At 72.0% G+C, this 13848-nt stretch carries 13 protein-coding genes and 1 tRNA gene; 12 read left to right on the top strand and 2 right to left on the bottom strand.

Going from position 1 to position 13848, the window contains the following annotated elements:
• The first annotated feature begins 154 nt into the window (after positions 1-154).
• Entirely contained in the window at positions 155-358 is a 204-nt protein-coding gene (locus tag DS079_RS03320) for a cold-shock protein (RefSeq protein WP_010550042.1), read from the top strand.
• A gap of 119 nt (positions 359-477) precedes the next feature.
• Here the strand turns inward: DS079_RS03320 and DS079_RS03315 are convergent, their stop codons facing one another.
• Entirely contained in the window at positions 478-2802 is a 2325-nt protein-coding gene (locus tag DS079_RS03315; protein WP_164736078.1) for a family 78 glycoside hydrolase catalytic domain, read from the bottom strand.
• Positions 2803-2896: 94 nt separating this feature from the next.
• Between DS079_RS03315 and DS079_RS03310 the strand changes: the two genes are divergently transcribed.
• From DS079_RS03310 to DS079_RS03280, 7 genes are all read left to right on the top strand, one after another.
• Positions 2897-3607: a M50 family metallopeptidase gene (locus DS079_RS03310; RefSeq protein WP_126984802.1), complete on the top strand. Its 711-nt coding sequence runs from the start codon at positions 2897-2899 to the stop codon at positions 3605-3607.
• Positions 3608-3711: 104 nt separating this feature from the next.
• On the top strand, positions 3712-5193 hold the full coding sequence (locus tag DS079_RS03305; protein WP_126984801.1) for a lipase maturation factor family protein: 1482 nt from the start codon (positions 3712-3714) through the stop codon (positions 5191-5193).
• A gap of 49 nt (positions 5194-5242) precedes the next feature.
• Positions 5243-5860, top strand: a complete 618-nt coding sequence (locus DS079_RS03300) for a biotin transporter BioY (RefSeq protein WP_126984800.1) — start codon at positions 5243-5245, stop codon at positions 5858-5860.
• Between the two features lie 87 nt (positions 5861-5947).
• On the top strand, positions 5948-6622 hold the full coding sequence (locus tag DS079_RS03295) for a helix-hairpin-helix domain-containing protein (RefSeq protein ID WP_126984799.1): 675 nt from the start codon (positions 5948-5950) through the stop codon (positions 6620-6622).
• Positions 6623-6975: 353 nt separating this feature from the next.
• Positions 6976-8712: a potassium channel family protein gene (locus tag DS079_RS03290; protein WP_126984798.1), complete on the top strand. Its 1737-nt coding sequence runs from the start codon at positions 6976-6978 to the stop codon at positions 8710-8712.
• A gap of 41 nt (positions 8713-8753) precedes the next feature.
• Positions 8754-9230, top strand: a complete 477-nt coding sequence (locus tag DS079_RS03285; RefSeq protein WP_126984797.1) for a peroxiredoxin — start codon at positions 8754-8756, stop codon at positions 9228-9230.
• 108 nt (positions 9231-9338) lie between these two features.
• Positions 9339-9427: transfer RNA gene (locus DS079_RS03280), tRNA-Ser, on the top strand.
• Between the two features lie 60 nt (positions 9428-9487).
• Here the strand turns inward: DS079_RS03280 and DS079_RS03275 are convergent.
• A complete protein-coding gene (locus DS079_RS03275) occupies positions 9488-10288 on the bottom strand; it encodes a GntR family transcriptional regulator (RefSeq protein ID WP_010550051.1) in 801 nt (266 codons plus the stop codon).
• Positions 10289-10553: 265 nt separating this feature from the next.
• Here DS079_RS03275 and DS079_RS03270 point away from each other — a divergent pair, with 265 nt between their 5' ends.
• From DS079_RS03270 to ehuA, 4 genes are read left to right on the top strand one after another with little or no spacing between them, the layout of a single operon-like run.
• A complete protein-coding gene (locus DS079_RS03270; protein ID WP_206516125.1) occupies positions 10554-11507 on the top strand; it encodes a transporter substrate-binding domain-containing protein in 954 nt (317 codons plus the stop codon).
• A gap of 46 nt (positions 11508-11553) precedes the next feature.
• Positions 11554-12330, top strand: coding sequence for an ectoine/hydroxyectoine ABC transporter permease subunit EhuC (ehuC, locus tag DS079_RS03265; RefSeq protein WP_126984795.1), 777 nt, complete (start codon positions 11554-11556; stop codon positions 12328-12330).
• On the top strand, positions 12327-12986 hold the full coding sequence (ehuD, locus tag DS079_RS03260) for an ectoine/hydroxyectoine ABC transporter permease subunit EhuD (protein ID WP_126984794.1): 660 nt from the start codon (positions 12327-12329) through the stop codon (positions 12984-12986). The genes ehuC and ehuD overlap by 4 nt, the downstream gene beginning before the upstream one ends.
• On the top strand, positions 12979-13776 hold the full coding sequence (gene ehuA, locus DS079_RS03255) for an ectoine/hydroxyectoine ABC transporter ATP-binding protein EhuA (RefSeq protein ID WP_241237522.1): 798 nt from the start codon (positions 12979-12981) through the stop codon (positions 13774-13776). The genes ehuD and ehuA overlap by 8 nt, the downstream gene beginning before the upstream one ends.
• Positions 13777-13848: the final 72 nt, after the last annotated feature.

The raw sequence follows: 13848 nt of genomic DNA, 5'->3' as shown, positions 1-13848 counted from the left end.
CGCGGCTCAGGCGGCCCCCGTGGCCGCCCCCGCAACCCGCCGCGACGACCACACCGGTCGCCGTGCTCCCGGGATGCTCCCATCCGCGACGGCGCCGCCGTCACGGATCTACGGGTCACGGACCGTGACTCACGACAACGAAGGAAATACCGCCATGGCTACTGGCATCGTCAACTGGTTCAACTCCGACAAGGGCTACGGCTTCATCGCCCCCGAGGACGGCTCCGCTGATGTGTTCGCGCACTTCTCCGCGATCGTCGGCACCGGCCGTCGTGACCTCGAGGAGAACCAGCGCGTGGAGTTCGACGTCGAGCAGGGCCCCAAGGGCCTGCAGGCGACGAACATCCGCGCTCTCTGAGCTTCCGCACCACCTCGACGCCCGTCGTCCCGGCACCTGCCGGGGCGGCGGGCGTCGTCGTTCCCGGGGGAGCCGGAGGAAGCGGTCGACGGGGCTGAGCGCCCGCGGCCGCGGCACTGTCACCAGCGGAGCAGGTGCTCTCCGGGGCCGAGCTCCTGCGGTGCCGCGGTGCCCGGCTCCGGCGGGAGGACGACCGTCGCGCGGGTGCCGTCCGGGACCGTGAGGGCGAGGGTGCGGGCCTCGCGGTCGAGGTCCAGGGCGATCTCGCCGGCGTTTGTCGCGCGGGTCATCGCGATGCGGCCGACGGGGACGTCCGGGTCTGGGGCGACGACGAACTCCTCCCAGCCCTCGGCGCCGCGGCGCAGCCCGGCCACGTGCTCGTGGAGCCAGGTCACGGGCGTGCCCATGAAGTAGTGGGAGTGCGAGCGCGGCTGCTCCCACATCTCCGCGAAGGTCGAGTTGCCGGCCTCGAGCCAGGCCCGCCAGCCGGGCGCTGTCGGATTCGAGAGCACCCGCCACGCGAGCGCGCCGTGGCCGTGCGCGGAGAGGACCGGGAGCAGGAAGCGGACCCCGAGGTGGCCGCAGTCGTGGTGGTCGCCGCGGGCGGTGAGGTCGGCGACGAGGTGATCGACGACGGCGCCGCTGCGCTCGGGCGGCACGATCCCGAAGGCCAGCGGGAGGATGTTCGAGGTCTGGCGGTACGTGCTCGTGCCGGGTTCCGCGGCCGTGCCCGGGTCGCGGTAGAGGCCGCGGGTCGCGTCGAGGAAGACGGAGTTCACCGCCTGCTCGAGGGTGGAGGCGTCGGTGCGGAGCGTGTCCGGGGCGGGGAGGTCCGGTGCGAGCGGTTCGCCGGCCGATGTTGCACGCTCGAGCGCATGGGCCAGGCGGCGCAGGGCGTGGGCCACCAGGAGCGTGCCCGACAGGCGCCTGACCTCCGGGGCGGGGCCCGGGCTGCCGGGGGAGAGGTAGTCGCCGAGCACCGAGGAGATCAGTCCGTCCTCGTCCCGTCGGCCCAGCTCATGGGCGAGATACCGGGCCGCGGCCGCAGCGTGCCGTGCGACCGGGTCCGTCTCCCCGTACTCGCACACCATCTCGTCCAGCAGCACCGGCAGCAGGCACGTCCACTCCGGGGCGGGGGAGAGCTCCTCGTAGCCCCAGCCGGGGCTCGGGGAGATGACCGCGAGGGAGCCGTCGCCCCGCTGGCCGTCCACCTGGTCCTCCAGCCACTTGCGCAGCATCCGGCGCATGTCGAAGCCTGTCGTCATCGCCGCGAGCGACGTCAGCGCGTCACCCGTCCAGCCGTTCTTCTCCAGGCTCGGGGTGTCGGTGGGGACGTGGTGCATGTTGTTCAGCAGCGAGGCGCGCATCGCGCGATCCATCGCCTCGACGTGCGCGTCCGAGCTGGTCAGCGTGCTCGCGGGGCTCAGGTCGGCATGGGCGAGGATCCCGGTGACCTGCACGCGCGCGAGGTCCCCGGGCGATGCCTCGAGCTCGACGTAGCGGAAGCCCTTGTAGGAATGGCGGGGCGCGAAGGAGCGGGCGCACCCGGGCTCCAGGCGGAGGCGGTCCTCCTGGAAGCGGTCCGTGTGCACGTGCTCGTTGCGCGCGTCGACCCGGCCGTCCTCCCGCAGCTTCTCGGCATGGCGGGCGACCAGCAGCAGCGGCGGGTCGTCGGCCGGGACGTCCGCGCGCAGCTCGACGCGGCACCAGCCGGCGATCACCCGCCCCATGTCCAGCACGGTGCGGGTGGGCGAGGAGGAGACGACCGCGGGCGTGATCTCCTCCTGCTCCCGGATCGGCTCCTGGACCTGTCGGACCATCATCGGCTCAGGGACCTCGCGGCCGTGTCCGCCCCGTCGGGCGCCGCGCCGGGAGGACGCCGCCAGCACCGGCGCCCAGTCCGAGTCGTCGTAGCCGGGGAGCAGCCAGGCCTCCGGGTCCTCGACCGGGGCGAAGGTCTCGCCCTCGTACATCGAGTCGAAGGCCACCGGGCCCGGGCGGGTGCGCCAGTCCTGGCCGGTGGCGACCGCCCGGGAGGAGCCGTCGGCCAGATGCATCCGCAGATGCGCCCAGGCCCGCACCGGACCCCGCCAGGGCGCCAGGTGCCAGCGCCACTCGTTCGGGGTGGTCATCGCATGGAAGCCGCGTCCCAGCTCGATGCCCAGCACGTTCTCGCCTCGGTGCAGCAGCGCGCCCACCTCGAGCTCCCGCACCTGGATGCGCGCGCGGGGATCGGTGAGGCCGGGGTCCAGACGTGCATCGTCCACCTCGGCGCCGTTGAGCGCGGCGCGGAAGGTGCCGAGCCCCGTCACCAGCAGGCGGGCCGAGACCGGCGGGGAGACCAGCGCGAAGGACAGCCGCAGCAGCGGGTTCTGCGGGTCCTCGCCGGGGGCGGTGATCCAGGACGCGAGAGCGGGATCGATGCGGTGATCGCGGGGGGACATGCGGTGCCACCTGCTCCTGGGGTCCTCGACGACGGGTCCCGCCAGTCTTCCACGCTCCCAGCGGCCTCCGGGGCAGCGGTGCCACCATGGCCCGATGGACATCGGCGAGATCCTCGACGCGATCGGAGGGCGCCTCGCGCCCGGACCCGTCCCCGACGACGGGCCCTGGATCCTGCTCGCCCTGGCCGTCGCGGCGCTCGCCGTGGTGGTGCCGCCGCTGTGGCGGCTGCTGCGCCCCGGCGTGACGATCGTGCACGAGCTCGGCCACGCCGCCGTCGGGATCCTCATGGGCAGGCGCTTCACCGGCTTCGTCGTCTCCGCCGACATGTCCGGCCACGCCGTCACCGTCGGCCCCCGCCGCGGGATCGGCCGGATCCTCTCGACCTGGGCCGGCTATCCCGCACCCGCGGTCCTCGGCGCGCTGCTCGTGCAGATCGCGCTGCACGGATGGGCGCGCACCGCCCTGTTCGCGGCGCTGGTCGTGCTGGTGGTCTCCCTCGTGTTCACCCGCTCCGGCCACACCGTCCTCGCCGTGCTCGCCAGCGCCGCCGGGATCGGCGCGCTGTGGTGGTGGGGCAGCCCCGCGCTCACCGCCCTGCTCACCCTCGCCGCCGGCGTGTTCCTGCTGCTGGGGGCCTGGCGCCACCTTGGCTCCGTGCTCCGCCGGGGCGGCCGGCAGGACGACCCCGGTCAGCTCGCCCAGCTCACCCCGGTCCCCGCCGCGCTGTGGAACCTCAGCTTCACGCTCGTGATCGCGCTGGGCAGCTGGTGGGCGGGCGCGACCCTGGTGGATCTGCTGCGCTGAGGCCCGCCGGGATCTCCCTCGCCCCGGAGCGCGGCCGACGCGATGGCGCGCGCAGGCGGCGAGGGTGAGAATCGGGGAGCACCTGCGACGCGGAGGTGAGGAGCATGGACTGGACGAGCTGGATCGGCCTGCTGGACGCCCAGGACTCGTGGATCGCCCGCGAGATCGTGCAGCGGGGCGTCGCGGCGGTGTACGTCCTCGCCTTCCTCTCGACCTTCCATCAGTTCCCGGTGCTGCTGGGGGAGAGGGGACTGCTTCCCGTCCCCGCCTTCCTGGACCGGGTGGGCGGGAGCGCCGGGCCCACGCTCTTCCGCCACGTCCCCTACAGCGATGCTCTGCTGCGCGGGATGTGCGCGGCCGGGATGCTGCTCGGGCTCGCCGTCGTGCTTGGACTGCCGCAGCAGGGACCCGCATGGAGCATGCTCGCGGTGTTCGGGACGATGTGGGCGATGTACCTGTCGATCGTCTCCGTGGGGCAGATCTTCTACGGCTACGGCTGGGAGTCGATGCTGCTGGAGTGCGGTGCGCTCGTGGGCCTGCTCGGCTCGCACGCCGTCCCGCCGCCGCAGCTGATGATGCTGTTCCTCCTCTGGCTGCTGATCCGCCTCGAGTTCGGGGCCGGGATGATCAAGATGCGCGGGGACCGCTCCTGGCGGGACCTCACCGCCATGGACCACCACCACGAGACCCAGCCGATGCCCGGCCCTCTCAGCCGCACCGCCCACCTCATGCCCCGCTGGTGGCACCGGGCCGAGGTGCTCGGCAGCCACGCAGTGCAGCTCGGGATCATCTGGCTCGTGCTCGCCCCGCAGCCGGTCGCGTCCTTCGCCGCCTGCGCCGTGATCGCCACCCAGCTGTTCCTGGTCGTGACCGGGAACTACGCCTGGCTGAACTGGCTGACGATCCTCGTGGCCTGCGCCGCGATCTCCGACGGGTTCTGGCGCTGGCTGCTCGGGGGCCCGTTCCCGGGGTGGAGCTGGTTCGGGGTGCCGCTCGGGGCCGACGGCGGCGGCGCGGGCGCGGACGTGTCCTCGCCGCTGTGGTGGACGGTGCTGGTCGCCGCCGCGTTCGTCGGTCTCGCCGTGCTCTCCAGGAAGCCGCTCGCGAACCTGTTCTCCTCGCACCAGCTGATGAACGCGAGCTTCGACCGCTTCCACCTCGTGAACGCCTACGGCGCCTTCGGATCGATGACCGAGCGGCGGTACGAGGTGCTCATCGAGGGGACCGAGGACGCCGCGGGGCACCACGCCGACGAGGAGACCTGGCGGGCCTTCGAGTTCCGCGGCAAGCCCGGCGACCTGCGCCGCCTGCCCCGGCAGGTCGCGCCCTATCACCTGCGGCTCGACTGGCAGATGTGGTTCCTCGCGCTGCGGCCCGGCGCCGAGCCGTGGTTCGTGGCGCTGCTCGAGCGGCTCGCCGACGGGGATCCCGGCGTGCGCCGCCTGCTCGCCCGCGACCCGTTCGACGGCCGGGCGCCGACGGCGCTGCGGGTGCGGTACAGCCTCTACCGCTTCGCCCGCCGCGAGGAGCGGAGCGGCGGCGCACGATGGGTCGCGACGGACCTCGGGGTGATCGCGCGGCGGTGAGTGCGTACCCTGAGACCTCGTCGTAGCTTCCCAGCCCCCGAGGAGTCCCATGTCCGCGATCGCCGTCCCGGCTCGCCGTCCCGTCCTGGCCGACGCCCTGGCCCCGCACCGCACCCTGCTGCGCGACGCCCTGCTGGTCCTCGCCGGCGCCGCGGTCGTCGCGGTCCTCGCCCAGGTCACGATCCCGCTGCCGCTCGTGCCGATCACCGGGCAGACCCTCGGCGTGATCCTCGTCGGCGCGGCGCTGGGCTCCCGTCGCGGGGCGATCTCGCTGGCGACCTACATGGCCGTCGGCCTCGCCGGAGCGCCCGTCTTCGCCGAGTTCTCCGGCGGGCCCGCGATGGTCCTCTCGCCGAGCTTCGGCTTCGTGCTCGGCTTCATCCCCGCCGCCTTCGTCGCCGGCTGGTTCGCCGAGCGCGCCTGGGACCGCCGCCCCGTGCTCGCCATGACCGGTTTCGTCGCCGCGAGCGTCGTGCCCTTCCTCGTCGGCGTGCCGTACCTCGCGATGATCCTGAACGCCGTGATGGGCGCGGGCGCCGACCTCGGCGCCGTGCTCGCCGCGGGCCTGTGGCCCTTCATCCCCGGCGGCCTGGTCAAGGCCGCGCTCGCCGCGCTTCTGATCCCCGCCGCGTGGAAGGGCGTGCGCGCCCTCGACGAGCGCCGCTGATCCCCGGCGGTCCTGCCCGCCGCACCGTCCCGAGCCCCGCGGCCGACGCCTTCCCGTCGGCCGCGGGGCTCGGTCATACTCCCTGCCATGAGCGCACCGAGCACACCCATCAGCGACGTCCCCGGCGTCGGCGCCCCCGCTGCCCGCGCCCTCGCCGAGCAGGGGATCACCACCGTCGACCAGCTCGTCGGTCGGGACTGGGCCGAGCTCGCCGAGCTGCACGGGGTGGGCCCCGCCTCGGGCAGGCGGCTGCAGGCCCTGCTGCTCGAGCACGGCGAGGGGATGACGAACCCGCCTGCCCCAGCTCGGGGCCGCTCCACCGTCACCCGGGGCGCGACCGGGAAGGGCGCGAAGGACATCACGACCCACGCCACCGCCGTGGACCCGGCCGACTACGTCGACGGCCTCGACGGCAGGCGCCGCGAGGAGGGGGAGCGGCTGCTGGAGCTCTTCGGCCGCGCCACCGGCGAGCAGGCCACGATGTGGGGTCCGAGCATGATCGGCTACGGCGAGGTGCACTATCGCTACGCCACCGGCCGGGAGGGCGACACCTTCCAGCTCGGCTTCAGCCCCCGGAAGGCCGACCTCGCTCTCTACGGCATCCAGGGCTTCCCCCGCTCCGACGAGCTGCTCGAGCGCCTCGGAAGGCATCGCCGCGGGGTGGGCTGCGTGTGGGTGAAGAAGCTGCCGGACATCGACGAGTCGGTGCTCGAGGAGCTCGTCGCCCATGCCTGGGAGAGCGGGCCCGGCACCGCGTGCTGAGCCCGCAACCCTCGGATCGGCCGACGAACAGCGAGAGCAGCAGGACGATCCCGGGGCCCACCGGCGGGGATCGCCAGCTTCATGAACGGCATCCTCGCCTGGTGCGCCACCGCGATGATCAACGGGCCAGCACGATGAAGGCGACCTCGTAGAACATCGCCCGGCCGAGCCGGTCGATCAGGGTGAAGGCGATCTGGTCGGCCGCGACCCTCCGGGCGCCGGGCGGGGTGGGGACGAGGTGAGGCTCGGCTCAGGCATCGGGAGAGGGGTCGTCCTCAGCCCGCCGTGGGCCTACGATTCGAGCGGCCGCGACCGCGCGGCCGCGGGACACCGACCGGAGAGCGGGGGCAGCCATGGGCCAGACGGCGCGCGAGCGCCGACGTGCGGAGCGGCATCCGCTCGTCGGCCGACGCTCCAAGGCGGGGTTCGTGATCCTCGGCGTCGGGGCGGCGATGGTCATCGCCCATGCCGCGGGCTTCAAGCTCCTCATGCACCTCGAGGGCGACGAGCACTCCTGGCCGAGCGCGATCTACTGGACCATCACCACGATGTCCACGCTCGGCTACGGCGACATCACCTTCGACGACGACGCGGGGCGCCTGTTCTCCCTCTGGGTGCTGCTCAGCGGCGTGGTCTACATGCTCGTGCTGCTGCCCTTCTTCGTCATCCAGTACCTGGTCACGCCGTGGCTGGACCATCGACGCGCCACCCGCACCCCGCGCAAGGTCGCCCCGGGGGTCAGCGACCACGTGCTGCTGGTCGGCTCCGACGCCGTCACCCAGGCCTTCGCCGCCCGCGCCGAGCGCTCCGGCATCCCCGCCGTGATGCTGCTGGAGGACGCCGTGAAGGCGGGGGAGCTGCACGACCAGGGCCGGCAGGTCGTGGTCGGTCCTCTCGACTCCGCGTTCACCTATCGCAACGCGGGCGCGGCACGGGCGCGGCTGGTGATCTCCACCCTCTCCGACCACGCCAACACCAACGTCGCCTTCACGGTGCGCCAGGCCGCCGCCGCCGTGCCCGTGGCCGTGACCGCCTCGAAGCCCGCCTCGGTGGACGTGCTGAACCTCGCCGGCGCCGACCACGTGCTCGAGCTCGGGCAGGTCCTCGGCCGCGAGATGGCCTCCCGCGTGCTCGGCTCCACCGGCCGCGTCCACGCGATCGGCACCATCGGCGACACGATCATCGCCGAGGCCGCGGCGCGCGGCACCGAGCTGGTGGGGAAGTTCCTCGGCGAGGCCGTCGAGATGCAGCGCTCCCGGGTGCGGATCCTCGCCGTGCTGCGCAAGGGCCGGCTGCGCGCGATGACCCCCGACCTGCGGATCACCGACGGGACCGTGCTGGTCCTGGCGGGCACCGCCGAGGACCTCGCCCAGTACGACCGCCGGTTCCAGTGCGGCGAGGTCTCCGAGGAACAGCCGGTCGTGATCCTCGGTGGCGGGCGCGTGGGCCGCGCCGCCTCCCGGGCGCTCAGCGACGAGGGCGTCCCCAACACGATCGTCGAGATCACACCGGGCCGGGTCGAGAACTCCTACTCGGTGCTCGAGGGGACCGCGAGCTACGCCGTGGTCCACGGGGACGCCGCCGACCAGCGGATCCTGCGCCGCGCCGGCCTCGAGCACGCCTCCGCCGTGCTGGTCACCCCGCGCGACGACGACCTGAACGTCTACCTCACCCTGTTCTGCCGCCGACTGCGCCCCGAGCTGCAGATCGTCTCCCGCGCCACCTACGAGCGCAACGTTGCCACCCTCTACCGCGCCGGGGCCGACGGGGTGCTCTCCTACGCCACCATCGGCGCCACCGACCTGTGGAACCATGCCGGCTTCAGCCACCGCGTGCTGCTGGCCGAGGGCAACGAGCTGTTCCTCGCCCCCTGCCCGGCCTCCCTCATGCGCCGCCCCCTCCGGGACGACGAGGTGCACCGCCGCACCGGCTGCGACATCGTCGCGGTGCTCGAGGCGGACGGCACCCTCGGCTACGACACCGAGTCGATCCCCGCCTCCTCCGAGGTGCAGCTGCTCCTGCTCGGGGACCGCCACGCCGAGCGGCGCTTCCGCGAGACCTATCTCGGCCGCCGCCGGCGCCGTCGCTAGGCTGGACGTCCTGCCCCGCCCCTGACCCGTTTCGGAGGATCATGTCGCCCGCCCCCGTGAAGCTCGCCGTCGGCGATGCCGCCCCCGCCCTCGACCTGCCCACCGCAGGCGGCGGGAGGATCACCCTCGAGAACCTCCGCGGCGCGCCGGCGCTGCTGTGGTTCTACCCCGCCGCGAACACCTCGCTGTGCACCAAGCAGGCCTGCGACCTGCGCGACAACCACCGGATGTTCCTCGACGCCGGCTACCGCGTCATCGGGATCTCGCCCGATCCGGTCCCCGAGCTCGACCGCTTCGCCGCCGAGCAGGACCTGCCCTACACCCTCGCCTCCGACGAGTCCCATGAGGTGATGACCGCCTACGGCGCCTGGGGCGAGAAGAACATGTACGGGAAGATCGTCCAGGGCACGATCCGCTCGACCTTCGCGATCGACGAGGCGGGCGTCCTCACCTTCGTGAAGTACCGCGTGGGCACCCCGAAGCACATCGCGCTGCTGCAGGAGAAGCTCGGCCTCTGAGCCGCAGGCGGGCAGGGGAGAGGTGTGACGCGAACCGCTCCGCCTCGCTTTGGCGCACCCCGCTCGCTCCCGTATGCTGGCTCGGCGTGCCGCGACACCGCGGCGCCAGGAGACGTGGCAGAGCGGCCGAATGCGCTCCCCTGCTAAGGGAGTAGGCGACTACAATCGCCTCGGAGGTTCAAATCCTCTCGTCTCCGCCGAAAAGGCCCCTCACCAGCGATGATCTCGCCGGGAGGGGCCCTTCTCGTGTCCGTCCCTCACAGGGCCGGCGATTCGCCCTCCAGGGTGGTCCACTCCGGCCCGTCGGACTCCAGCAGGTCCGGGTCGCGCACCAGGTCCTGCTCCTCCACGTCCCCGCGCAGCCGTGCCGCGAGCGCCCGCAGCGACTCGCGCAGGAGCTTGCGCGCGGTGGAGGCGTCGCCCGCCTCGAGCGCGGCGACGAGCTGCTCATGGGTGTCGGTGAGGTCCGCGCGCACGCCGTAGCCGCGCGGATCGGAGAAGGTGCCCATGCGGGTGAGGATCACGATCGTGTTCATCGCCGTGACCAGGAACCGGTTGCGGGAGATCTCCGCGAGGCGCTGATGGAGGTCGAGGTCGGCGTTGCCCGCCTCGATCACCTCGCCCGCCGCGAGCGCGCGACGGGTCCGCTCCACGCACTCCCGCAGCGGGAACAGCAGCGCCGGGATCTGCTCCTCGTCGCCGTCGGCGCGCAGCGCGGCCACGTGCTCGGCGACGTTGGTCGCCGCCTGCATCTCGATGCCGAGGCGGTAGTCGATGAAGTCCGACAGGGTGCCTGCGTCCATCGTCGTCACGAACAGGCCGCGGCCCGGGATCTGCGTGAGCAGCCCGTCGCGCACCAGGCGCTGGCACGCCTCGCGCAGCGAGGAGCGTGAGATGCCCATCTGCTTGGAGACCTGGACCTCGGGGATGGTGTCCCCGGGGCGGAGGTCGCCGACGAAGATGGCGTTGCGCAGCTCGAGCTCGGCCTGGTCGATGATCGAAGGACGACGGATCGGCTGCATCATCGGCAGCCGGACGGAGTCCTGACGAGGGGGCATGGGTCCTCCTGTGACGGTGCGCCGCCGGTGGGCGTGCGAGGACACCATCATCCGTTCCCTCCCCGCCCCGGCGCACGCGCAGAGGGAGTCATCGCTGTCACAGTCACGGGCGTCGCGGAAGGATCACGACCCCATCACAAAAGAGCCGCAGGTCGTGGACGACTGTCGACTCACCGGTACGGTGACCAGGAATCCGATATCCAGAGATCCGATTGTCCGACACGACGAGCGGGCACGGCAAGGATCTCCCGGCGAGAGGGAAACCATGCAGATGGGCCGCACGACGCACCGCAGCACGCACGACCGACGAACCTTCTTCCGCGGCACGGGCCTGGTGCTCTCCGCCGCGGCCCTGGGCGGCGGGCTCGCCGCCTGCAGCCGCACCAGCACCGGCGGCGGCGGCGAGTCCGGCAGCGACGGCGGCGGTGGTGGGGACCTGCTCAGCCGTCTGCAGGAGGCCGGCACCATCACCGTCGGCTTCGCCGGCGAGGCGCCCTACAGCTTCGAGGAGGGCGGCGAGGTCATCGGCGCGACCGTCGCCCTGCACCGCGAGATCTTCGGCGAGCTCGGCATCGACACCGTCGAGGGCAAGCTCACCGACTGGGGCTCGCTCATCCCGGGGCTGAATGGCATGCAGTTCGATGCAGTCAGCGCGGGGATGTCGATCCTGCCCGACCGCTGCGCGCAGGCCGCCTTCAGCGAGCCCGAGTTCCAGTACACGACCGCGCTGATGGTCCCCGTGGGCAACCCCGAGGGTCTCGAGACCATGGACTCCTTCGTGGACTCGGGCCTGACCGTCGCGACGATGGCCGGGGCGGTCGAGTCCGACTACGCCGCCGCCCTCGAGCTCGACAGCATCGAGGTGGGCGGCCCGCAGGACGGCGTGGACGCGCTGAAGTCCGGCAACGCCGATGCCTTCGCCCTGACCGCCATCTCCCTGAACTACCTCGCGGACAACACCGTCGACGACGTCGAGGTCACCGAGAGCTTCGTGCAGGAGATCGACGGCGTGAAGCAGGTCGGCGCCGGCGGCACCGTGTTCCGTCAGGAGGACACCTCGCTGCTGGACGCCTACAACGAGAAGCTCGCCGAGATCATCGCCGATCCCGAGCGGTACCTCTCCATCGTCGGCGAGTTCGGCTTCGGCGAGCAGGAGCTGCCGCCGGAGGAGATGACCGCCGAGATCCTCTGCTCGGGCGATCTCTCCTCCCTGCAGTGAGCCTCGCACCCTTCCAGGACGCCCCGGCCCGTGAGGCGAGGTGCCGATGGACGGCGTGATCGGCTTCTTCCAGGACCTCGGGCCGAACCTGCAGATCCTGTTCGACCGCTCGCCGCAGATCCTGCAGGGCCTGCAGATCACGGTGCTCGCGACGATCCTCGGCGGCCTGCTCGCGCTGCTGATCTCGTTCGTGTTCGGCATCGCGCAGGTCGTGAAGTTCTCCGCGGTGCGCGTGGTCGCGCGCATCTTCGTGGAGTTCTTCCGCGGCACCTCGCTCGTGGTCCAGCTGTTCTGGCTGGCGTTCGTGCTGCCGGCGCTGCCCTATCCCTTCGGCTTCCAGCTCGAGCCGCTGCTCATCGGCGTGCTCGCGCTGGGGCTGAACTACGGGGCCTACGGCGCCGAGGTGGTGCGCGGATCGATCGGCTCGGTGCCCAAGGGGCAGTACGAGGCGATCAGCGCGCTGAGCCTCAGCCCCGCCCGTGGCATGTTCCGGATCGTGATCCCGCAGGCGTGGGCGCTCATGCTGCCCTCCCTGTCCAACCTCTGGATCCAGCTGCTCAAGGGCAGCGCGATCGTCGGCACCGTCTCGCTGTACGACCTCTTCTTCCAGGTCGAGCAGGTCCGTGACCGGACGGGCACCTGGTTCGCCTATCTCTTCGCGCTGCTGGCCTACTACCTGATCGCCTGGGTCATCGTGATCATCATGAACGGCCTGGAGATCCGAGCGAAGCACAAGATCGGACGCGGCCCCGCCCTCAGCTCCTCCTGGCGCGCGCTCTTCCAGGCGCCCGGAGCGAACACCAAGGAAGGAGCCGTGGCATGAACCCGTCCACGTCCTGGTGGGACTGGAGCCACGCCGCCGCCGTCCTGCCCTCGCTCCTGCTCGAGGGCCTGAAGATCACGCTGATCGCGACGGTGCTCGGCACCCTCATCGCGCTCGTGCTCGGCCTGGCCGTCGCGATCATCCGCCGCACCGCCCCCACCGCGATCGCCACGCCCTTCACCTGGGTGGTGGAGTTCATCCGGATGACGCCGCTGGTGGTCCAGCTCGTGTTCGCGAACCTCGTGCTCTCCCCGTACATCGACTCGACCCTCGCCATCGGCATCTGGGTGCTCGGCATCCACTACACGACCTACATGGCCGAGGTGTACCGCGCCGGGATCGACTCGGTGCCGACGGGCCAGTGGGAGGCGGCCACCGCGCTGTCCCTGCCGCGACTGCGCACGTGGCGGGCGGTCGTGGTGCCGCAGGCGATCCGCAACACCCTGCCGGCGCTCGGCAACTATGCGATCTCGATGTTCAAGGAGACCCCGTTCTTCGTGGTCATCTACATCCCCGAGCTGGTGCGGGTCGCGCAGAACTACGGCTCGACCTACTTCCGCTACACCGAGGCGATCACGCTCGCGGGCCTGATCTTCCTGGCCGCCAGCTATCCCACCTCCCTCCTGATCCGGAAACTGGAGAAGAAGCTTGCCTGAGAACACCGCCGCGCCCGCCGCCGGGAGCGCGCCCCACATCGAGTTCCGCGACGTCCTGAAGCGGTTCGGCGACAACACCGTCCTGCAGGGCCTGGACTTCACCGTCTCCCGCGGGGAGCGGGTCACCCTCATCGGCCCCTCGGGCTCGGGCAAGACCACGATCCTTCGCCTGGTGATGACCCTCGAGGAGCTCACCGGCGGCTACATCCACGTCGGCGGCGTGCCGCTGCAGTACGAGGAGAAGGGAGGGAAGCGGGTGCGCATCCCGGACAAGCGCCGGCGCCGCACCACCACGGACATCGGGATGGTGTTCCAGCACTTCAACCTCTTCCCGAACATGACGGTGCTGGAGAACATCGTCGAGGCGCCGATCCACGTGAAGGGCCTCTCCCGGGCCGACGCGGTCTCGAAGGCCGAGGGGCTGCTGGCGAAGGTGGGGATGGGTGAGAAGCGGGACATGAAGCCCTCGCAGCTCTCCGGCGGCCAGCAGCAGCGCGTCGCGATCGCCCGCGCGCTCGCGATGGACCCCGAGATCCTGCTGCTGGACGAGGTGACCTCGGCGCTGGATCCCGAGCTGGTGGGTGAGGTGCTCGCAGTGCTGAAGGACATCGCCGCGGAGACCGACATCTCGATGCTCATCGTCACCCACGAGATGCAGTTCGCCCGCGACGTCTCCGACCGCGTGATGATGTTCGACCAGGGCTCGATCGTGGAGGAGGGCCCTCCCGCGCAGATCTTCTCCGAGCCCGCGCACCAGCGCACCCGCGACTTCCTCCGCGCGGTGCTCTGAGCGGGTGCGGCCGACGGGATCCAGCGTCCGTCGGCCGCCCCCTCTGCGACCGACGCGCCCGCCCGCGTGCTG

Origin of the sequence: Brachybacterium paraconglomeratum (genome assembly GCF_003994255.1) — a bacterium.
Lineage (GTDB): Bacteria > Actinomycetota > Actinomycetes > Actinomycetales > Dermabacteraceae > Brachybacterium > Brachybacterium conglomeratum.
Note: the sequence above shows the minus strand (reverse complement) of the source record. Positions and strands in the feature narration are given on the sequence as shown.

Coding starts and splice junctions, on each gene's coding strand:
- DS079_RS03320 (WP_010550042.1), top strand. CDS start 155: ATGGCTACTGGCATCGTCAACTGGTTCAACTCCGACAAGGGCTACGGC.
- DS079_RS03315 (WP_164736078.1), bottom strand. CDS start 2,802: ATGTCCCCCCGCGATCACCGCATCGATCCCGCTCTCGCGTCCTGGATC.
- DS079_RS03310 (WP_126984802.1), top strand. CDS start 2,897: ATGGACATCGGCGAGATCCTCGACGCGATCGGAGGGCGCCTCGCGCCC.
- DS079_RS03305 (WP_126984801.1), top strand. CDS start 3,712: ATGGACTGGACGAGCTGGATCGGCCTGCTGGACGCCCAGGACTCGTGG.
- DS079_RS03300 (WP_126984800.1), top strand. CDS start 5,243: ATGTCCGCGATCGCCGTCCCGGCTCGCCGTCCCGTCCTGGCCGACGCC.
- DS079_RS03295 (WP_126984799.1), top strand. CDS start 5,948: ATGAGCGCACCGAGCACACCCATCAGCGACGTCCCCGGCGTCGGCGCC.
- DS079_RS03290 (WP_126984798.1), top strand. CDS start 6,976: ATGGGCCAGACGGCGCGCGAGCGCCGACGTGCGGAGCGGCATCCGCTC.
- DS079_RS03285 (WP_126984797.1), top strand. CDS start 8,754: ATGTCGCCCGCCCCCGTGAAGCTCGCCGTCGGCGATGCCGCCCCCGCC.
- DS079_RS03275 (WP_010550051.1), bottom strand. CDS start 10,288: ATGCCCCCTCGTCAGGACTCCGTCCGGCTGCCGATGATGCAGCCGATC.
- DS079_RS03270 (WP_206516125.1), top strand. CDS start 10,554: ATGCAGATGGGCCGCACGACGCACCGCAGCACGCACGACCGACGAACC.
- ehuC (WP_126984795.1), top strand. CDS start 11,554: ATGGACGGCGTGATCGGCTTCTTCCAGGACCTCGGGCCGAACCTGCAG.
- ehuD (WP_126984794.1), top strand. CDS start 12,327: ATGAACCCGTCCACGTCCTGGTGGGACTGGAGCCACGCCGCCGCCGTC.